We start from the raw sequence: 19,530 nt of genomic DNA, 5'->3' as shown, positions 1-19,530 counted from the left end.
AATCTATTCGGTAACGCCTACGAGGCATTCCTTGAGGTTCGCCGCTTCTGCTGCGTTGAGCTCGACCACAAGCCGTCCTCCGCCTTCGAGCGGCACACGCATGATCAGGCTGCGGCCCTCTTTGGTTACTTCCATAGGGCCGTCGCCAGTACGTGGTTTCATAGCCGCCATTAGGAAAATCCCCTCCAGTTGTCCCAAATCCCGCCAACCCGGCCGGGCTGGCTCGCGTGGAATGTACGGCGTCGACAGTCATGGCAGTTCAGTCGTCGTCGCCGAGCACCCGAGGGTGCTTTTTGTCCTTGCTTGTGTCCATTATCTCGTAATTACCCGTCCGTAGCTAATTGATGGACTTTTCCCGGCGGGCCGTGATCACGCTTGTACAGGCCAAAGGACGCTCGGCATCACGGTGGATAGTCGCCACCGCCCGGCAGGGGTGCCCACGCCCACAGCCAGACAATCCAGACGATCTGGAGCAGGAAAAACATGACCACCACCGTGCCGCGGTAAGCCTTGGAACGGGACAACCAGGCTGCACTGAGCGCCAAGGGGAACAGAGGGAGGAGCATCCGGAAGGTACTCGTCTGAGGGTGCAGGAAAACCAGAAGATAACCCATGTAGCACGTGCACCACAGCCGGAGCTCAGTACCCAAAGCCCGGACGGGCTCGCTGAACATAAGCATGGCAAAAAGCCCCGCGAACACTAACGGCGCCAGAATCCCGAGGACTGGCCCGAAGAGCATTTGTCCGGTGTCGAACCAAGGTTTGAACGGGACAAGGTGGTCCCCGCGCCACACGGTTTCGGTCTTGGTGTACGCCAGCGGATCCCCCGTGACTGCCCAGGCAATGGCCGGCCAAGCCAAGGCCCCCGCCGCGCTGACCACCAACAGTGCTCCAAGCGATGCGAGTTCCCGGAGCGTAGGAGCCGGCAGGGCAGTGTCAACAGACCTGGCGGCCGGAACCATGGGCGCCGTGGCTGGCCCTGGTCTGCGCCCAAACCTTTTCCAGAGGTGGTGGAGCAGAAGCAGCCCCGCCATGGCCGCGAAGGGCACGCCTGTGGGCCGCGACAGGCACATGAGCAGAACAACGGGCGTCGCTGCGAGGTACTTGCGGCGCACCACAAGCAGAAGCGATCCCGCCAGCAGCAGGATATTGAGGGATTCCGCGTAGGGGACCTGCAGGACTGGCGAGACGGGGAAGGTCGAGAAGAAGACCACTGCCCAAAGCGCCGTGCGGCGCCCGGTGTAGTGCTGGAACAATTTGTAAACGACCGCGGCCGCCCCAAGCCCGGCTGCCAGGGCAAGGGCAGTCAATGCCGGCAGGGTCGCCAAGCCGGTGAGGGCACCGAGTGCCCTGCCGAGGTAGGGGAACAGGGGATAGAACGCCCACGAGTTTTCGGCGACATTTCCACTCGCGTTCAGCGGCAGAACCGAGGGATAGCCGTTGTTCGCCGCTTCCGCGTACCAACGCCCATCCCAGATAGTGATGAAGTTCCAGTAGTCGGGCGCGGGCGGGAACCACGGATTGACGCCTTGCTGCAATGCGGCAGCCATGAAAATACAAGCGCTCACAAGTCTCGCGGCGACGTACACGAGTGTGGTCTGGACCCACCACGGCCAACTCGCAGCGTGGGCTGCGACCCGGCCCAGCCGTCGCAGCGGTGTGCGCGTTTCGAGCGACTGGGTCACGCTTTCGGATCTTCCGGGTTCCCGGCTGCTTCAAGGGCCCGTTTCAGCCCTTCGATTTCCGTCTGCTGGGCGGTCAACTGATCCCTCAGCTCGTCGAGGACTTCATCCACTTGGTCCATCCGGTAGCCCCGCAGGCCGAGCGCAAAACGCACGCGGTCGACGTCGGACGCCCTGGCTCCGGCCGGGAGCAGCACCGGCGGCAAGTTCGGCACGGGTTCATCCAAACCGGCACCGGCGTTGCGGCTGGACCGGGCCATTCCAGCGCCGAGGAACAACACGGCGCCGACCACGGCGATCGCGAGAAAGACCAGAAAGAAGCTCACAACAACCATCGTGCCAGACTCACCTGAGAGCTGACTGCTGGCAACGTTACTCCGGGCGCTGATCGCCGTTGGTCGAAGGTGGCCGCGGGACACCGTGCAGGACACGGTGGACGGCGTCCGCGGGATCGTCCACGAGTTGGATGAGGTCCAGGTCCTTCGCGGAGACCATGCCTTCGGCCACCAAAGTCCCCTTGATCCATTCGATCATGGGGCTCCAGAAGTCGACTCCCAGCAGGACGATGGGGAACGATGTCACTTTGCGGGTCTGCACCAAAACCATGGCTTCAAACAGTTCGTCCAGGGTTCCCAGACCGCCCGGCAAGACGATGAACCCTTGTGCGTACTTGACGAACATGGTCTTGCGGGCAAAGAAGTACCTGAAGTTGATGCCAAGGTCCACCCAGCGGTTCAGGCCTTGTTCAAAGGGCAGTTCGATGCCCAAGCCAACGGAAACCCCGTTGCCTTCCACGGCACCCCGGTTGGCGGCTTCCATGGATCCCGGGCCTCCCCCGGTGATGACGGCGACGCCGGCTTCGGCAAGGTGACGGCCAACCTGCACGCCCATATCGTAATAGCCTGTGCCCGGCTTGGTGCGGGCGGAGCCGAAGACGCTGACGGCCGGCCCAAGCTCCGCGAGAGCACCGAAGCCTTCAACGAACTCGCTCTGGATGCGCAGTACCCGCCACGGGTCCGTGTGAATGAAGTGGTCGGCTCCCCGTGTGTCCAGGAGCCGCTGGTCCGACATCGGCATTGCGGCCTGTTTGCGCCGAAGCTCCAAGGGGCCTTTGTGCTTGGCTGGCGCATCTGCGGCAACGGCGGCTGACGCTGCCGATCCGTTGCTCGTCGCTTTGCCATTAGCGTCTGGACTCGGAACCTGGGGCTGGCTGGTACTCATTGACATAGGCTAGCGCGGATGCGGGGCCGCTGCTGTCCCGGTGTAGCCCTGTTGTTTTAGGTGTTGCCCAGGGAGTTGCACCATTTGCTGTCCGCCACCTGCGAGTCAGGTATCTGTTGAATCACGATCTACGGAAGTTGATGTGAGCTGTCTCATCTTGCGTCATTTCTTCGCTAGATTCGTCCTATGACTATTCAAGCCTCCAGCGATGCCCTCGTCTCCCTGAATGGCGTCAACAAGCACTATGGTCAACTGCACGTCCTCAAGGACATCAACCTCCAAGTCAAAAAAGGTGAGGTTGTCGTTGTGATCGGGCCATCGGGCTCAGGCAAGTCGACGCTGTGCCGAGCCATCAACCGGTTGGAGACCATCGACACCGGCGAGATCTCGATCGACGGCAAGAAGCTTCCGGAGGAAGGCAAGGAACTTGCGGTCCTCCGTGCCGACGTCGGGATGGTTTTCCAGTCCTTCAACCTGTTTGCCCACAAGACGATTCTCGAAAACGTCACGCTGGGGCCGATCAAGGTCAAGAAACTGGACAAGGCAACCGCAGACAAGGACGCCATGGCGTTGTTGGAACGGGTCGGCGTCGGGCAACAAGCACCCAAGATGCCCGCACAGCTCTCCGGCGGCCAGCAGCAGCGCGTGGCAATTGCCCGGGCGCTGGCCATGAAGCCGAAGGTCATGCTATTCGACGAGCCGACTTCCGCTTTGGACCCGGAAATGATCAACGAGGTCCTGGACGTCATGGTCCAGCTCGCGAAGGAAGGCATGACCATGATCGTGGTCACCCACGAGATGGGCTTTGCCCGCAAGGCGGCAGACCGCGTGGTCTTCATGGCGGACGGCCAGATCGTGGAGGACGCCAAACCCGAGGAGTTCTTCACTAATCCCCAGAGCAACCGCGCCAAAGACTTCCTCTCCAAACTCCTGACCCACTAGCACGCACCGCACCCGGGCCGCAGGGGCGGCCGCACAATGAAAGGAACGCCAATGAAGGCTTTTATTAACCGGAGGAAATCTCTCCTGGTCGCTGCAAGTGCAGCGCTCGCCCTTTCCCTGGCCGCATGCGGCGGCGGCGGAGGCGGCACCACCGCACCAAGCAGCGAGTCCGCGCCTTTCACAGTTGCTCAGAACGTGTCAATTTCGGGCAGCCCCACGTTCGACACGATCAAGGCGAACGGAAAGATCAGGATCGGCGTCAAACAGGACCAGCCCGGCCTGGGATTCAAGGATGCCGCAACCGGTGAGTACAGCGGTTTTGATATTCAGATTGCCCAGTGGATTGCCGCATCCCTTGGTTTCTCCAAGGACAAGATCGAATACAAGCCAATCCCTTCTGCCAACCGCGAGTCCGCGATTACCAACGGCGACATCGACTACTACGTCGGGACATACTCCATCACCGACAAACGCAAGCAGCTGATCGACTTCGCAGGACCCTACTTCGTGACCGGCCAGGGCCTCCTCGTCAAGAAGAGCAGCACCTCAATCAACAGTGAGAAGGACCTGTCCGGAAAGAACGTGTGTTCGGCAACGGGCTCAACCCCCATCCAGAACATCAAGGCAAACTTCCCGGGTACCAAGACCACCGAGTTCGACACCTATTCACAGTGTGTCGAGGCCCTCAAGAGTGGCCAGGTTGACGCCGTCACTACCGACCAGGCAATCCTGATCGGCTACGCCTCCCAGGACCCGGACAACCTCAAGGTGGTTGGCCAGCCTTTCACCGTTGAGAAGTATGGTGTGGGCGTGAAGAAGGGCGACGCCGCTCTTCGCAAGTTCGTGAACAAGATGTTCACCGATGGCGGCTCGGTGTGGCAGAAGATCTACGACTCCACCCTGGGACAGTCCGGCACCAAGGTCACCCAACCCGCAGTGGACAACTACTAAACCCATGTTGAGGGGGCGGCGAACGGCCGCCCCCTCAAATATCGGCCGAAAGCGACCATTCTGTGAATACGCTGCTGAATAATTCGGACCTGTTCATCACAGGGTTCCGGAACACCCTCATACTTTTCTTCATCTCCGGGTTCTTTGCCCTGATCCTGGGCACCGTGGTGGCAACGCTGCGTGTTTCCCCCATCCCGGCAATGCGGGCTGCTGCCACGTTGTACATCAACGTCGTGCGCAACACCCCACTGACTTTGGTCTTGTTTTTCTTCGCCCTTGGCTACCCGAAGCTCGGGCTCGTGGAAATTGATTTCATGACCGCGGCAACCATCGGCCTGAGCCTGTACACCGCTACTTACGTGGCGGAAGCCGTACGCTCCGGCATTAATACCGTGCCCGTGGGCCAGGCCGAAGCCGCCCGCGCAATCGGCCTACCGTTCACGCAAACCCTGACGCTGGTGATCCTCCCCCAGGCTTTCCGCGCCGTGATCCCGCCTATGTTCAGCGTTTTCATTGCATTGCTCAAGAACACCACCGTCGCTGCAGGCTTCTCGGTCTTCGAGGCAGGAGCCATTCGATCAAACCTGTCCGAGCGCGGCGAACCAGCCATGGCCGGGCTCCTCTGGATCGCCCTGGTCTTTGTTCTACTCGTCTTCATCCTTTCCTTTGTGCAGCGGAAGCTTGAAAAGAAATGGAAGGTGGCCCGATGAGCTCAGTCCTCTTTGACGCCCCGGGGCCAAAAGCCCGCGCACGCTACCGCATTCTCGGTGTCGTGACTGCTTTGGTCATCATCGCCATCGTCGGATTCGTTGCACTCCGCTTCGCCCAGAGCGGGCAGTTCGACGCGAAGAAGTGGCAGTTGTTCACCTTCCCGTTGGTGCAGCAGACCATCGTCCAGTCAGTCGGGGCCACGCTTTCGGCTTTTGCCACAGCAGCCGTCTTCAGCCTGGTCCTGGGTGTTTTCCTGGCCTTCGGCAGGCTCTCCGACCGCAAGTGGATCAGCTTGCCCTGCTATGGGTTCACGGAACTCTTCCGGGCCATTCCGTTGCTGATCCTGATGATGATCTTTTACTACGGACTTCCTCCGCTCGGCGTCCAGGGGATCACTCCCTTCACGGCAGTCGTTTCAGGCCTGGTGCTCTACAACGGATCGGTTCTGGCTGAAGTCTTCCGTGCCGGCATCGAATCGCTCCCCCGCGGACAAAGCGAGGCGGGGTATGCCATCGGTTTGCCCAAGAGCGCGGTCATGACGAACATCCTGCTGCCCCAGGCGGTCCGTTCGATGCTCCCGGTGATCATTTCCCAGCTCGTGGTCATTCTTAAGGACACCGCGTTGGGCTTCATCGTGACCTACAACGAGATCCTCTTCCAGGCCAAGTACTTCGGAAGCCAGGCCCAATACGGTTCACCCATCATTCCGTCCGCGATCATCGCTGGTGTGCTGTACGTGGGTATGTGCTTGATCCTGGCTGGAATCGCCAAGTGGCTTGAAGGACGAATGCGCCGCAACATCAAAGTTGTGAAGGTCGCCAAGTCCGAAATTGTGGCAATCGAGGGCTAACAGCAGAGCCATGGCCGCTTTCATCGGCAGCCAAGACATGGAGGGTCCGCAAGCGACAGCTTGCGGACCCTCCATGTTTCTTGGGGAGTCAGTCAGCCAGCCACGACCGCAGCGCGCGGAGGCACTCACGGATGGCGTCGGCGTCGACGTGTTCGTTGTCCTTATGGGCCAGCAAAGGATCGCCCGGGCCGAAGTTGACGGCGGGGACGCCCAGCTCACTGAAGCGCGCGACGTCGGTCCAACCGTATTTGGGTTTGGGCTCAGCGCCGACGGCAGCAACAAAGGACGCGGCGGCTGGGTGGTTGAGGCCGGGCCGCGCTCCAGCGGCGGCATCGGTCCGGACGACGTCGAAGCCCTCCAACAGTTCGCGGACATGGGCTTCTGCCTGGTCCGGGGTCTTGTCCGGGGCGAAGCGGTAGTTGATCTCCACCACGCAGCGATCCGGGATCACATTGCCCGCGGTACCGCCGTTGATCTTCACGGCGTTGAGGCTTTCCCGGTAGTCGAGACCGTCCACGTTGACCGTCCGCGGTTCGTACGCTGCCAAACGGCTCAGGATGGGTGCGGCAGCGTGGATCGCATTGCTGCCCATCCACGCCCGGGCCGAATGGGCCGCCTCCCCCACGGTGGTGGCTTCGAAGCGGCTGGTGCCGTTGCAACCGCCTTCCACCGTGCCGTCGGTCGGTTCAAGCAGGATCGCGAAGTCACCCTCCAGGAGCCGGCCGTGGTTCCGGACCAATCGGCCCAAGCCGCTCTTGACCGCTTCCACTTCCTCATGGTCATAGAAGACGAACGTGACGTCCTTGCCTGGCTCGGCACCGCCGTCGAACATGGTTGCGGCGAGCGCAAGCTGCACTGCGACTCCACCCTTCATGTCCGTGGCCCCGCGTCCATACAGGATTCCGGTGCCCGGGACGCCGGTCTCCCAGGTGGAGGGCACGGTGCCGAGTGAGCCTTCCACAGTGGGCAACGGCACGGTATCGAGGTGGCCGGCCAGGATCACCCGCTCCGGGCGTCCCAGTTCGGTCCGGGCAATGATGGCGTCGCCGTCGCGCACGAGCTGCAGGCCGGGGATCGCGCGGAGGGCGGATTCGACGGCGTCTGCCAGCGCGGCTTCCTTGCCGGACACGCTGTTGATGTCCATGAGCGCGGCGGTCAGCACCGCGACGTCTTGCCGGATGTCAAGAAGAATCGGAGTAGTTTCGACGGTCACCTGTCCACTGTATCCCGAGCGAATTGCGACCCCTTTGGTCCACACACGGTTTCAAGGGAACCAGCGGCTCTCGATAGACTTGCGCCATGACTGAAACCGCTGCCTCTGCCGCGCTCGATAGCGCTTCCGCAAACCCCCGTTCCGCCTTTGGCTTTGGCCTGGCCACCATCGCCACCTCCGACGGCGGAGAAGCGACAGTGCTGGACGTGTGGTTTCCGGCACCGGACCTGGGCGTCGCGGCTGAATCCCTGCGTACCGTGGAGCACGCAGACGAATCGCTGACCGCACTTGCAGCCGATAGCCACGACGCCGATCGCGGGACCGAACAGAAGGTGGTCTTCGCCCAGATCAACCTCGACGAGGCGCCCGCGGACACCGTTGACGCCTACCTGCGCCTGCACTTGCTTTCGCACCGCTTGGTCAAGCCCAACAGCATCAATCTGGACGGCATCTTCGGCAAGCTCCCCAACGTTGTATGGACAAACTTCGGCCCCGCCGCCGTGAACGGCTTTGAATTGACCCGTGCCCGCCTGCGCAAGCGCGGCGCAGTCACGGTCTACGGAGTGGACAAGTTCCCCCGCATGGTGGACTACGTCATTCCTACCGGTGTCAGGATCGCCGACGCCGACCGCGTCCGCCTGGGGGCCTACCTCTCCGAAGGCACAACGGTCATGCACGAGGGCTTCGTGAACTTCAACGCCGGCACGCTCGGCACCTCGATGGTGGAAGGCCGCATCTCGGCAGGCGTCGTTGCCGGCGACGGCACCGATGTCGGCGGCGGCGCCTCCATCATGGGGACCCTCTCCGGTGGCGGCAAGGAAAAGATCGCGCTGGGTGAGCGCGTGCTCCTGGGCGCGAACTCCGGCGTGGGCATCAGCATCGGCGACGACTCCGTGGTTGAAGCCGGTCTCTACGTCACGGCCGGAACCCGCGTGCGTATCCCCGGTCCGAAGGACGCCAACGGCGAGGACACCAGCAGCATCATCAAGGCTGTAGAGCTCTCCGGCGTGCCGAACCTGCTGTTCCGGCGCAACTCCACCACCGGCGAAGTGGAGGTCCTCCCCCGCAAGGGCCAGACGGTGGAACTCAATGAAGCCCTCCACGCAAACTAGCTGATAACTGGATGCGCCGTCTCCGACGCACCATCATCTTGTTGCTGGCCCTCGCCCTGGTTGCTGGCGCCTTCTACGCCGTGGTGACTGTACTGCAGCGCTCCGAAACCTTGGTTACGGAGCGCTGCATCGCCGTCGTCGGCTCAGATTCATACGAGTTGGCCACGGACCAAGCGGCGAATGCCGCCCTCATCACGGCCATCTCCGCGCAGCGAGGGCTGCCTCCCCGAGCTGCCACCATTGCCGTCGCCACGGCCATGCAGGAGTCCAAGCTTCGCAACATCGGCCATGGCGACGAGGTCGGCCCGGATTCGAAGGGCCTCTTCCAGCAGCGTCCGTCCCAGGGCTGGGGCACTGAGGCCCAGGTCATGGACCCCGTGTACGCGACAAACGCTTTCTATGACCACTTGGTGAAGATACCCGGCTACGAAACCATGGCGATCACCGAGGCAGCTCAGGCGGTCCAGCATTCCGCCTACCCCCAGGCCTACGCGCAGCAGGAAGCGATGGGCCGAGCCTACGCGTCGGCGCTGACCGGACATTCCGAAAGGGCCTTGGACTGCACGCTCCGAGCCGCGGACAACGCCGGTGATCCGAACGCTGTGGTGGAGGCCATGACAACGGCATTCGGCGCGCTGCCGGTAGTGGCCCAGGGCCGCACGGTCCAGCTGAACATTACTGGTGCGCAAGCGTGGGCTGTGGCTCAGTGGGCGGTGGCAAATGCCAAAGCCCTCTCAGTGACGCAGGTGGATGTCGCGGGAGCAACCTGGAACAGGCAGGACCGCAAAGGCTGGCAGGATTCTGCAACGTCGGCACCCATGACCATCACGGTTTCCGCTCCGAAAACGTAGTCCCAGGGTTGGGCGGCACCTGGAGACGGCGCCCTACGTCAGACCAGGAGTTCAACCACCGGCTGGACATAGCTGCGGAAAACCTCAGGCTCGGACAAAAGCCGGTGGCTCATGATCATCTTGTCAGGTTCCAGATACCACGCCCTTGGCTCGTTGAGGGGCAATTCGATGATTGTCAGCTGGAAGTCCCGTGAGCTCCGGCCGACTTCCAGCAAACGGTCCTCCACCAGGTCCCCCAGGAGCAGCGTGGCGCCGCTGGCTTCGCGTTCGGCCTCAAGCTTCTCGTACTCTTCCAGGCGTTCACCCGCCCAACTCAGGGCAGCACCGAAGTGGGCCTGCAGCACCCGGCGGAGGGCAGGCGAGTTGCCGAATGCGTTGAACCCTGGCGGTGAAAGTTCCGGCGCGGCGTCCGGATATGCCCTCAGCAGTTGCTCCCACCAGGCCTCCCACTCCGTCTTGAGTGCCTGCACACCGCCTACTTCGGCCGTGAGGTGCGTGTGATCCGCGTGTCTGACTTTAGGTGTGGCGTGGGACAGCGTCGGCGTCCCGGCTCCGTCCAGTCCAGCAACGTCTCTCAGATACAAGGCAATGAGCATCGGTCCGGAGGTGTCCATTGTGATCCGCCACCCCTGACCGCCTGTGTCATGCATCCGATTGCCTCCCTTGGCAGGTGCCCGCTCAGGGTTCCAGTCTATTCCCGATGAGCCTTGACGTTAACGGTTGGACGGGACGACAAGGGAGTCAAGATGCGCGCTCAGGACGTCTCGGCAGACCTCGAACGTCATCCACTCGGGCTGCAACAGGGCATGCATGCACAGCCCGTCCAGAGTGGCCAGGAGGCGTTCGGCCTCCGTCACCAGAAGTTCCTGGCCGGCCCCGGCGTCGGGCATCAAACGCATGACCAAACGCCCGACGACGGCGGCCACGGCACGGTGGCTCCGTGCGGCTTCTTCCTCGAGTACGGGCCTGATCCGGGCCGCGTGGCGAAACGCCATCCACACGCAGGCGTCCACGGCCGATTCCTCGTCAAGCGGCAGGAATTGACCCAGCAGGGTTAACACGGCATCGTCGTGTTCCGCCGAGGCTTGGTCCAGGGATTCGACGACGGCGAACGCCTCCTCGAGCCGTGTGGCGATCCTGTCAATGACCACAGCGAAGGAATGGACCAGTAGTTCATCGCTGCTGGCAAAGTAGTGGCGGACGGAACCAACGGCGAGGCCTGCCTCATCAGCGACTTCCCGCAAGGAGGCACGTTCAAGGCCATCAGACGCGATGATCCTGAAAACCGCTTCGACTACTTCCTGGCGCCGGGCTTCGGCATCGACAATCTTGGGCACAGATCTTTTTAGCACAAATGTGCTTGAACCATGCCGTCCGGCACACGGTGAATGCGGGACTGTGTCCTACGCAACACTCAGCGAGCACGCATCAATTTCGGCTAGCGTTACTTTCATGAGAATTCTTGTCACGGGTGGCACCGGCTACATCGGATCACACACCGTCCTGTCACTATTGGAAACCGGACACGAAGTAGTCGTGGTGGACAACCTCGTGAACTCAAGCGAAGAATCCCTGCGCCGCGTTGGTGAACTTGCAGGCAAGACGGCAGCGTTCCATCAGGTGGATCTCGTTGATGAGGCCGCGCTTGAGTCGGTGTTCGATCAGCACAGCATCGATGCGGTGATCCACTTCGCCGGCCTCAAAGCCGTTGGCGAATCGGTCCAGGAACCCCTGAACTACTACTACAACAACATCGTGGGCACGCTGAACCTGCTCCGGGCCATGGACAAGCATGGGGTCCGCTCCATCGTCTTCAGTTCCTCGGCAACCGTGTACGGGGAGCACAACCCCATTCCCTACGTTGAAAAGATGGAGATCGGGGCCAACAACCCCTATGGCCGCACCAAGGAGCAGATCGAGGACATCCTTACGGACCTCGGCGCCGCGGACGAGCGCTGGCACATCGCCTTGCTGCGCTACTTCAACCCCGTCGGCGCACACCCTTCAGGCAGGATCGGCGAGGACCCGCAGGGCATCCCGAACAATCTGGTTCCGTATATCGCCCAGGTGGCAGTCGGCCGCCGCGAAAAACTCATGGTCTTTGGTGGAGACTACGACACCCCGGACGGCACCTGCCTACGGGACTACATCCACGTCGTCGACCTCGCGGATGGCCACGTCGCCGCACTGGACTATGTTGCGGCCCGTCCGGGCGTGCATCGCTGGAACCTCGGCTCAGGGAAGGGCACATCCGTGCTGGAGATGCTCCACGCCTTCGAACAGGCCGTGGGCCACCCGCTGCCCTACGAGATCACGGGACGCCGCGCCGGAGACCTGCCTGCGTTCTGGGCCGACGCTTCCTCGGCCTTGGCGGACCTCAGCTGGTCCACCACGAAGACCGTGGACCAAATGTGCGAAGACCACTGGCGCTGGCAGAAGAACAACCCCCTCGGCTACAGCTCCTAGAGCAACGCGGGGTCACTTACGGCAACGCGGGGTCACTTACGGCCCATGATGTCCCCAGGGACTGGCTGTAAGTGACCCCGCGTTGGCAGGGCCCACACCGGCGAGGGACCCGGGCCGAGCTTGCGAGGCCTGGGAGCCGGTTGGAACTAGACCGCCGGGTAGTTGCGTTCCGGTTCCCCTGTGTAGAGCTGCCGCGGACGGCCGATCTTCGTCTGGGGGTCGTTGATCATTTCGCGCCACTGGGCGATCCAGCCGGGGAGACGTCCGATCGCGAACAGGACGGTAAACATCTTCTCCGGGAAGCCCATGGCCTTGTAGATGAGGCCCGTGTAGAAGTCCACGTTCGGGTAGAGCTTGCGCTGGATGAAGTAATCGTCTCCCAGGGCCTTCTCTTCAAGGCGCATGGCGATGTCCAGGAGTTCGTCGTTGCCGCCGAGCTTGCCCAGGATCTCGTGTGCCGTCGCCTTGATGATCTTCGCGCGGGGGTCGTAGTTCTTGTAGACCCGGTGCCCGAAGCCCATCAGGCGGACGCCGTCTTCCTTGTTCTTGACCTTCTCCATGTAGTCCTCGGGCTTGACGCCATCGGCTTGGATCTGGCGCAGCATCTTCAGCACGGCCTCGTTGGCGCCACCGTGGGCGGGACCGAAGAGGGCGTTGATGCCTGCGGAAACGGAAGCAAACAGGTTCGCGTTCGAGGAGCCCACCAGGCGGACGGTCGACGTCGAGCAGTTTTGCTCGTGGTCTGCGTGCAGGATGAGCAGGAGGTCGAGCGCCTTGACCACGACGGGGTCCAGCTCGTACTGCTCCGCCGGCAAGCCGAAGCTCAAGCGCAGGAAGTTCTCCACCAGGTTCATGGAGTTGTCCGGGTACAGCATGGGCTGGCCGATGGACTTCTTGTGGGCGTAGGCCGCGATGACCGGGAGCTTCGCCATGAGGCGGATGGTGGAAACTTCCACGTGCTCCGGGTTGAACGGGTCCAAGGAGTCCTGGTAGAACGTGGACAGCGCCGAGACGGCCGAGGACAAGACAGGCATCGGGTGTGCGTCACGCGGGAATCCGCCGAAGAAGCCTTTGAGCTCTTCGTGGAGCAGCGTGTGGTGGCGGATGCGCTGGTCAAAGGCATCCAGCTCAGTGGGCGTGGGCAGGTTGCCGTAGATCAGCAGGTAGGAAACTTCCAGGAAGCTGGAGTGCTGGGCAAGCTGCTCGATCGGGTAGCCGCGGTAGCGCAGGATACCGGCGTCGCCATCGATGTAGGTGATTGCCGACGTGGTGGCGGCGGTGTTCATGAAGCCGGGGTCATAGGCGACGGCGCCCGTCTGCTTCAGCAGCTTGGAAACGTCGTATCCTTCGTTCCCTTCTACAACCTTGATCCGCGGGAGCTCGAGCTCTCCGCCGGCATGGCGCAGGGTAGCACTGGTGGTCTCAGTCATGGAGTCCCCTTCATGAGGCTCTTGGCCTCGGTCGAAAGCTTGATCCAACCAACATCTGGTGACTCCAGCCGGGAGCCTGCAGGTGCAGACACCATCGGCTGGACCGCCTTCGTGGAGAAAGCCACCATTGATAGTCAGTTAAAAGCTACCGCCAGTAAGCGGGACAAACTAATCCACAAGCTACGGTTACTAGCGGAATGACGCGCGCTGTGCGGCAAGTCACATCATTGTTACCGTGCAGTGTTCAAGCGTTCCACAGCGGCGTCGATGCGTTCATCGGTGCCGGTGAGCGCCACCCGGATGAAACCGTTGCCGGCGTCTCCATAGAACACTCCGGGCCCGACGACGATGCCGAGGTCAGCGAAACGCTGCACGGTGTCCCACGTCGCCTCCCCTGCGGTGGACCACAAGTACAGGCCCGCTTTGGACTCGTGGATCTCCAGTCCGAAGTTCTGCAGTGCTGGCAGGAGGCGTTCACGGCGGCCGCGGTAGCGATCTTTTTGGGCCAGCACGTGGCCGGCATCGCCGAGCGCGATGCGCATGGCTTCCTGGACCGGGTAAGGCACGATCATGCCTGCGTGCTTGCGGCTGTTGACCAGATTCGCCACGATCGACGAGTCTCCGGCCACGAAGGCGGCCCGGTAGCCGGCGAGGTTCGACTGCTTGCTGAGCGAATAGACACACAACAGGCCGTCGGTGGATCCACCCGTAACACGCGGATCAAGGATGCTGGGCACCGCTTCGCCACCGCGCTGGGCATCCCATTCGCCCCAACCGAGTTCGGCATAGCATTCGTCAGAAGCCACCACCGCGCCGATCTCGCGGGCCTGGGCCACGATCTGCCTGAGGGATTCGACGTCGCGAACGCTGCCGGTGGGGTTCCCCGGGGAGTTGATCCAGACAAGCCGGACCCTGGCACGGGTGGCGGCGTCCAGTTCGTCCAGACTGTCAGCCGCGACCGCGGTGGCCCCGGCGAGCATGGCGCCGATGTCGTACGTCGGGTAGGCCACAGTGGGGCGGACGACGACGTCGCCTGCGCTGAGTCCCAGCAGGAACGGCAGCCAGGCTACCAGTTCCTTGGAGCCGACCGTGGGCAGAACGTCCCGGGGGTCAATCCCGGGGACTCCACGTCGGGTGGCGAACCAGGTGGACACAGCCTCGCGAAGAGCTTCCGTGCCGTGGACAGTCGGGTACCCATGAGCATCGGCTGCCCCGGCGAGGGCCTCGCGAACAAGCTCCGGCGTGGGATCCACGGGAGTGCCGATCGAGAGATTGACCACCCCGCCCGGGTGTTCTGCAGCCTTGGCCACGTACGGCGCCATTGCTTCCCAAGGGTAGTCGGGCAGGTTAAGGCCAAAGGCGGGGGCCGCAGAAATCAAAGGAAGCAACCGTTCTTAGTGGTCTTGGTTCTGAGGAGGCAGCGCGGCGATGAACGGGTGGTCCTTGCCAGTGTTGCCAATCTTGGCAGCTCCACCCGGGGACCCGAGATCGTCGAAGAATTCGACGTTGGCCTTGTAGTAGTCCGCCCATTCCTCCGGGGTGTCGTCCTCGTAGTAGATCGCTTCCACCGGGCACACGGGTTCGCAAGCACCGCAGTCCACGCACTCATCCGGGTGGATATAGAGGGAACGTTTGCCTTCGTAGATGCAGTCAACAGGGCATTCTTCAATACATGCCTTGTCCTTGACGTCCACACACGGCTGCGCGATTACGTAGGTCACGTCCCTTGCCTCTCCACAGTTGTCCCGGACAGTATCCGGGTAGTACCACCGGCCCGGTGGCCGGTAAATCGAATTCTGAGCCTATTATCCACCAGCGTGAACTCGCCAACCTAGCCGGGCGTCCTACTATGAACTAGTGAATTCGCCCCGGCCCCAGGATTTCCTGCTCAACACCGCCTCCGGAACACGGGTGGTTGTCCGATACCGGCTGGACAACGGCTTCACTGATGCCCTTGGCTACTTGCTCTCCGTCACCGATGGCGCGTGCACCATCCGCACCCGCCAGTCCGACGTCGAGATCCCTCTGGCCCTTGTGGTCGCAGCAAAAGAAGTCCCGCCTCCGCCTCCGCGCCGTAACCCCCGCCCCGCCCCGCAGTAGGCCCGCTCCCACGTCTCCCCCACCCACCGGACATGCCCCCTGCTTGCTCGAACCCCTGGACATGCCCCCTGCTTGCTCGAACCACTGGACATAGTGCCAATATGCCCATTCCTGGCTCTCAGGGCAGAGCATGTCCCGCGGCAGCGCAGGCCCGGGCGAGGGACATGTCCGTTCCTGATGAGCAGCGAGGGGCATGTCCCTTCGGGCACAGGCGGAATGTTGGCCTACGCGGAGGTCACGCGGCTCGGTCGAGAGACCTCAGAGTGTCCCGGACCAGGCCCACAAATTCCCGAGGCCGGTTCTTCACCATCGAATAGCTCACAACCAAGGTGGGCACACCCAGCCTGGTGGTGACATTCCACCGACGGCGGTCCTCTTCGAAGCTCGGCTTGTCCATGTGGAAACCTGCTCCGTCGGTCTCAATCCCCAGCCTTCCGTCCACCATCAGGTCCAGATGCCCCATGCCCGGAATGTTCACTTGTGATTCAACGTGGAAGCCTGCTTCGCGCAGGAGGTACCTGGCGATGCACTCAATGATCGACTGTGACTGGGGAACGATCCGTGACACAAGCCTCCGCTCCCGTGCATCGTTCCGTCCCCTCAGCCTCATCCTGATGGCCGTGAGCGGTAGCCTGCCAAGAGCCACAGCCGATTCGGCAATGACCAAGCCGTCCAGATCCGGCAGGCACCGCAGCGCCTGGACGACTGAATCCATCAAAGTGGGCGGGGCCGCGGATCTATGGCAGACGAAGCCCTTGTACTTTCGGCTGTGAGGGACTGCCACGTGGGGAAATTGAGGGGCATCCATGACCCACAGCCCGGACAGCCCGGCCGCGGAAATGCAGCCCGGCTCCGCAGGAAGGGACCGGATGGCGACCAAGCCGGGATCGGCACCTGGCACCGCATAGACCCCTCGGGCCACGCGGAGAATCCGCCCGGTCGCCAACGCGGACTTCAGCTGGAAATGCGACACCCGGGCCGCAGCGAGATGCTTAGCCCGCGCCACGCCGTCGTACGCTGAAATGACTTCATTGATGTTCACCATGCGCCCAATCGTCCCGGCGGAAGGCGCGGGCCCGGAAGCGCAAACATAGGCTATGTGGAGAACTTCCAGTCCAATCTTGAAATCAAACGTTGGACATGTGCCTTCATCTCCGCTGAGCATGCGCAGCGGATGCGCCAAGTAATGCGCATGATGCCATTATGTCCAGTGCTGCGAGCCAAGGTGGGGCATGTCCCAAGGAGGTCAGGCGCCGTGCACGCCGTCAGGCAGCCTGCGCATTCCCCTAGGCGGCGAGAACAACACTGGTGCCACGCAAACGATGCTCCCGGCCAAGCCGATCCAGAGCGAGGTGCCGTACATCGCCACCCGCACCTCGTGGAGCACTCCCGTCGACGATATTTCCCCTGTCCCGATCGAAACATTCGTCCAGGAAACCCGGGGACTCGCCTCTGAGGATATCGAGGTCTGGCGGCTTGGCGTGAAGTTCAACGCCGCGCGCCAACAGGAAATGATGGGCAAGCTGCGGGCAGTCGTCGAGGAATACATGCGCCTTCCGGCGGACGACGACGGCGTGGCCACTTCGCTCTTGATCGCCCACCACCGGGATCAGGCGCGGACTAGTCAGCCGCGCGGCGGACGCCTGTATCGCCGGCACCACAAGAGCGTCACAAAAGTCACTCCCGCGCTTCCATAGACCCACACATTTCCCGGCACATCTGCGACGATCAGCTGCTTGCCCGTTCCGGCAGCCGACAGCAGGCCAACCGTCACATAACAGCCAATGCCGGCCACCGCCGTCGGGAGCAAAGACCGCGACCAAGCGCCCAGCCAGAGCTGCAACGAGGCGAGCAGGAGCAGTGCCGCAGCAGCACCCCAGTAGACTTCGACGCCGGCAAAAAGGACCGACTGCCGGTGCAGTGCGGTGCCCGCCAGGGCAGCAAAAAGAGCCACCGGAACAGCTGCGGCAATGCCGCGTACTGCTCCGGTGGCTCCTCTATTCAATGCGTTTGTACGCAATCAGCGCTGGATCAGACTTTGGCGCGGGCGCGCGTAGCCTTGGCACGCTCATTGGCGTCCAGGATCAGCTTGCGGATGCGGATGGACTCCGGGGTCACCTCAACGCACTCGTCTTCGCGAGCGAATTCGAGGGACTCTTCGAGGGTCAGGTCGCGCGGCGGCGTCAGGTTCTCGAAGGTGTCGGAGGAAGCGGCACGCATGTTGGTGAGCTTCTTTTCCTTGGTGATGTTGACGTCCATGTCGTCGGCGCGGGAGTTCTCTCCGACGATCATGCCTTCGTAGACCTCGGACGTGGGCTTCACAAAGAAGGAGCCGCGTTCCTGCAGGTTGATCATAGCGAAGGGGGTGACCACACCGGCGCGGTCGGCAACCATCGAACCGTTGGTGCGGTATTCGATGGGGCCGGCCCACGGCTCGTAGCCCTCGGAGATCGAGGAAGCGATGCCGGCGCCACGCGTGTCCGTGAGGAACTTGGTACGGAAGCCGATGAGGCCACGGGCAGGAACGATGAATTCCATGCGGCACCAGCCCGTACCGTGGTTGGCCATGTTGGTCATGCGGCCCTTGCGAGCGGCCATGAGCTGCGTGACCGCGCCGAGGTACTCTTCGGGAACGTCGATGGTCATGTGTTCCATCGGCTCGTGGATCTTGCCGTCGATGGTCCGGGTGACAACCTGCGGCTTGCCGACAGTCAGTTCGAAGCCTTCACGTCGCATCTGCTCAACGAGGATGGCCAGCGCAAGCTCGCCACGGCCCTGGACTTCCCAAGCATCCGGACGCTCGGTGGGCAGAACCTTGATGGAGACGTTACCGATCAGTTCCTTGTCCAGGCGATCCTTCACCTGGCGGGCCGTGACCTTGGCGCCCTTGACCTTGCCGGCCAGCGGAGAGGTGTTGATACCGATGGTCATGGAGATTGCGGGGTCATCCACCGTGATGAGGGGCAGCGGCTGCGGGTTCTCGGCATCGGTCAGGGTCTCACCAATGGTGATTTCCTCGATACCGGCAACAGCCACGATCTCGCCCGGACCAGCGGAGTCGGTCGGAACGCGGTCCAAGGCCTTGGTGGCCAGGAGCTCGGTGATCTTGACGTTCTTCAGTTCGCCGTTGGCACGCGCCCAGGCAACGGTCTGGCCCTTGCGGAGGGTGCCGTTGTAGATGCGCAGGAGTGCGAGGCGGCCGAGGAACGGGGAAGCGTCCAGGTTGGTGACGTGCGCCTGCAGGACACCATTCGGGTTGTAGGTCGGAGCCGGGATGTGCTCGATGATCGTCTTGAACAGGGGTTCGAGATCTTCGTTCTCCGGCGCCGATCCATCAGCCGGCTGTTCCAGGGAGGCGCGGCCGACCTTGGCTGCAGCGTAGACCACGGGAACTTCCAGGATCTTGTCCAGGTCGAGGTCCGGAACTTCGTCCGCGAGGTCCGAAGCCAGACCCAGGAGCAGGTCCATGGATTCGTGGACAACTTCTTCGATGCGGGCGTCAGGACGGTCGGTCTTGTTGACCAACAGGATGACAGGAAGGTGCGCGGCAAGGGCCTTGCGGAGCACAAAGCGGGTCTGCGGCAGCGGACCCTCGGAAGCGTCCACGAGAAGGACAACGCCGTCAACCATGGACAGGCCGCGCTCAACCTCACCGCCGAAGTCAGCGTGGCCAGGGGTGTCGATCACGTTGATGGTGATGGTCTCGCCATGGGAGGACGGTCCGTTGTAGGCCACGGTGGTGTTCTTGGCCAGGATGGTGATGCCCTTTTCGCGCTCCAGGTCACCGGAGTCCATGACGCGGTCTTCGAGGTGGTTGTGCTCGGCAAAGGAGTTGGTCTGCTTGAGCATGGCATCGACCAGGGTGGTCTTGCCGTGGTCAACGTGGGCCACAATCGCGACGTTGCGCAGGTCACTGCGCGATGCAGTGGCTACCGCAGTGTTGGTGGTGGTTTCAGACATGCGTTATTGCTCGATTCAGTGGTGAAGTCAGCTGTGGTATC

General features: G+C 62.4%; 21 protein-coding genes. 9 read left to right on the top strand and 12 right to left on the bottom strand.

What is annotated here, in order from left to right; genetic code table 11:
- Positions 1–3: 3 nt before the first annotated feature.
- From AC3ANQ_RS06775 to AC3ANQ_RS06760, 4 genes are all read right to left on the bottom strand, one after another.
- Entirely contained in the window at positions 4–171 is a 168-nt protein-coding gene (locus AC3ANQ_RS06775; RefSeq protein WP_009357720.1) for a DUF3117 domain-containing protein, read from the bottom strand.
- A gap of 230 nt (positions 172–401) precedes the next feature.
- The gene (locus tag AC3ANQ_RS06770) at positions 402–1,685 is read right to left on the bottom strand and encodes a hypothetical protein (RefSeq protein WP_488304376.1); all 1,284 of its coding nucleotides are present in this window, start codon (positions 1,683–1,685) and stop codon (positions 402–404) included.
- A complete protein-coding gene (locus AC3ANQ_RS06765) occupies positions 1,682–2,017 on the bottom strand; it encodes a DivIVA domain-containing protein (protein WP_488304375.1) in 336 nt (111 codons plus the stop codon). The genes AC3ANQ_RS06770 and AC3ANQ_RS06765 overlap by 4 nt, the downstream gene beginning before the upstream one ends.
- Before the next feature lie 37 nt (positions 2,018–2,054).
- Positions 2,055–2,903, bottom strand: a complete 849-nt coding sequence (locus AC3ANQ_RS06760) for an LOG family protein (protein ID WP_265977030.1) — start codon at positions 2,901–2,903, stop codon at positions 2,055–2,057.
- 186 nt (positions 2,904–3,089) lie between these two features.
- Here AC3ANQ_RS06760 and AC3ANQ_RS06755 point away from each other — a divergent pair, with 186 nt between their 5' ends.
- From AC3ANQ_RS06755 to AC3ANQ_RS06740, 4 genes are all read left to right on the top strand, one after another.
- Positions 3,090–3,845, top strand: a complete 756-nt coding sequence (locus AC3ANQ_RS06755) for an amino acid ABC transporter ATP-binding protein (protein WP_265977029.1) — start codon at positions 3,090–3,092, stop codon at positions 3,843–3,845.
- A gap of 51 nt (positions 3,846–3,896) precedes the next feature.
- Positions 3,897–4,796 carry a glutamate ABC transporter substrate-binding protein gene (locus AC3ANQ_RS06750; protein ID WP_488304374.1) on the top strand — a complete coding sequence of 300 codons (900 nt, stop codon included), beginning with the start codon at positions 3,897–3,899 and terminating at the stop codon, positions 4,794–4,796.
- 62 nt (positions 4,797–4,858) lie between these two features.
- Positions 4,859–5,506, top strand: a complete 648-nt coding sequence (locus AC3ANQ_RS06745; protein WP_265977027.1) for an amino acid ABC transporter permease — start codon at positions 4,859–4,861, stop codon at positions 5,504–5,506.
- Positions 5,503–6,357 (top strand): amino acid ABC transporter permease, encoded by an 855-nt coding sequence (locus AC3ANQ_RS06740; RefSeq protein WP_488304373.1) that lies wholly within the window; start codon positions 5,503–5,505, stop codon positions 6,355–6,357. The genes AC3ANQ_RS06745 and AC3ANQ_RS06740 overlap by 4 nt, the downstream gene beginning before the upstream one ends.
- 88 nt (positions 6,358–6,445) lie before the next feature.
- Here AC3ANQ_RS06740 and dapE read toward each other — a convergent pair whose 3' ends face one another.
- A complete protein-coding gene (gene dapE, locus AC3ANQ_RS06735; protein ID WP_488304372.1) occupies positions 6,446–7,570 on the bottom strand; it encodes a succinyl-diaminopimelate desuccinylase in 1,125 nt (374 codons plus the stop codon).
- Positions 7,571–7,656: 86 nt separating this feature from the next.
- Here dapE and dapD point away from each other — a divergent pair, with 86 nt between their 5' ends.
- Positions 7,657–8,682, top strand: coding sequence for a 2,3,4,5-tetrahydropyridine-2,6-dicarboxylate N-succinyltransferase (dapD, locus tag AC3ANQ_RS06730; protein WP_488304371.1), 1,026 nt, complete (start codon positions 7,657–7,659; stop codon positions 8,680–8,682).
- 11 nt (positions 8,683–8,693) lie between these two features.
- The gene (locus AC3ANQ_RS06725; RefSeq protein ID WP_488304370.1) at positions 8,694–9,533 is read left to right on the top strand and encodes a transglycosylase SLT domain-containing protein; all 840 of its coding nucleotides are present in this window, start codon (positions 8,694–8,696) and stop codon (positions 9,531–9,533) included.
- 38 nt (positions 9,534–9,571) lie between these two features.
- On the opposite strand, the gene AC3ANQ_RS06720 is transcribed toward AC3ANQ_RS06725, so the two are convergent.
- Positions 9,572–10,183, bottom strand: coding sequence for a hypothetical protein (locus AC3ANQ_RS06720; RefSeq protein WP_268021060.1), 612 nt, complete (start codon positions 10,181–10,183; stop codon positions 9,572–9,574).
- 63 nt (positions 10,184–10,246) lie between these two features.
- Positions 10,247–10,870, bottom strand: a complete 624-nt coding sequence (locus AC3ANQ_RS06715) for a TetR/AcrR family transcriptional regulator (protein WP_488304369.1) — start codon at positions 10,868–10,870, stop codon at positions 10,247–10,249.
- 115 nt (positions 10,871–10,985) lie between these two features.
- Between AC3ANQ_RS06715 and galE the strand changes: the two genes are divergently transcribed.
- Positions 10,986–11,999: a UDP-glucose 4-epimerase GalE gene (gene galE / locus AC3ANQ_RS06710; RefSeq protein ID WP_488304368.1), complete on the top strand. Its 1,014-nt coding sequence runs from the start codon at positions 10,986–10,988 to the stop codon at positions 11,997–11,999.
- A gap of 146 nt (positions 12,000–12,145) precedes the next feature.
- Here the strand turns inward: galE and AC3ANQ_RS06705 are convergent, their stop codons facing one another.
- The 3 genes from AC3ANQ_RS06705 to fdxA form a co-directional block, all read right to left on the bottom strand.
- Positions 12,146–13,429, bottom strand: coding sequence for a citrate synthase (locus AC3ANQ_RS06705; RefSeq protein ID WP_488304367.1), 1,284 nt, complete (start codon positions 13,427–13,429; stop codon positions 12,146–12,148).
- Positions 13,430–13,659: 230 nt separating this feature from the next.
- Positions 13,660–14,808, bottom strand: coding sequence for a succinyldiaminopimelate transaminase (gene dapC, locus AC3ANQ_RS06700; protein ID WP_488305271.1), 1,149 nt, complete (start codon positions 14,806–14,808; stop codon positions 13,660–13,662).
- 15 nt (positions 14,809–14,823) lie between these two features.
- Positions 14,824–15,150 (bottom strand): ferredoxin, encoded by a 327-nt coding sequence (gene fdxA, locus AC3ANQ_RS06695; RefSeq protein WP_488304366.1) that lies wholly within the window; start codon positions 15,148–15,150, stop codon positions 14,824–14,826.
- Between the two features lie 136 nt (positions 15,151–15,286).
- Between fdxA and AC3ANQ_RS06690 the strand changes: the two genes are divergently transcribed.
- Complete coding sequence (locus AC3ANQ_RS06690) at positions 15,287–15,529, top strand: putative acetyltransferase (protein ID WP_488304365.1); 243 nt, start codon at positions 15,287–15,289, stop codon at positions 15,527–15,529.
- Between the two features lie 235 nt (positions 15,530–15,764).
- Here AC3ANQ_RS06690 and AC3ANQ_RS06685 read toward each other — a convergent pair whose 3' ends face one another.
- Entirely contained in the window at positions 15,765–16,574 is an 810-nt protein-coding gene (locus AC3ANQ_RS06685; RefSeq protein WP_488304364.1) for a hypothetical protein, read from the bottom strand.
- Positions 16,575–16,761: 187 nt separating this feature from the next.
- Here AC3ANQ_RS06685 and AC3ANQ_RS06680 point away from each other — a divergent pair, with 187 nt between their 5' ends.
- Positions 16,762–17,226: a hypothetical protein gene (locus AC3ANQ_RS06680; RefSeq protein WP_488304363.1), complete on the top strand. Its 465-nt coding sequence runs from the start codon at positions 16,762–16,764 to the stop codon at positions 17,224–17,226.
- A 334-nt stretch (positions 17,227–17,560) separates the two neighbouring features.
- Here AC3ANQ_RS06680 and typA read toward each other — a convergent pair whose 3' ends face one another.
- Positions 17,561–19,489 carry a translational GTPase TypA gene (typA, locus tag AC3ANQ_RS06675; RefSeq protein ID WP_265977008.1) on the bottom strand — a complete coding sequence of 643 codons (1,929 nt, stop codon included), beginning with the start codon at positions 19,487–19,489 and terminating at the stop codon, positions 17,561–17,563.
- Positions 19,490–19,530: the final 41 nt, after the last annotated feature.

The organism is Arthrobacter sp. DMZ02-1R, from assembly GCF_057747935.1.
This window is presented reverse-complemented; position numbering and strand designations above follow the sequence as displayed.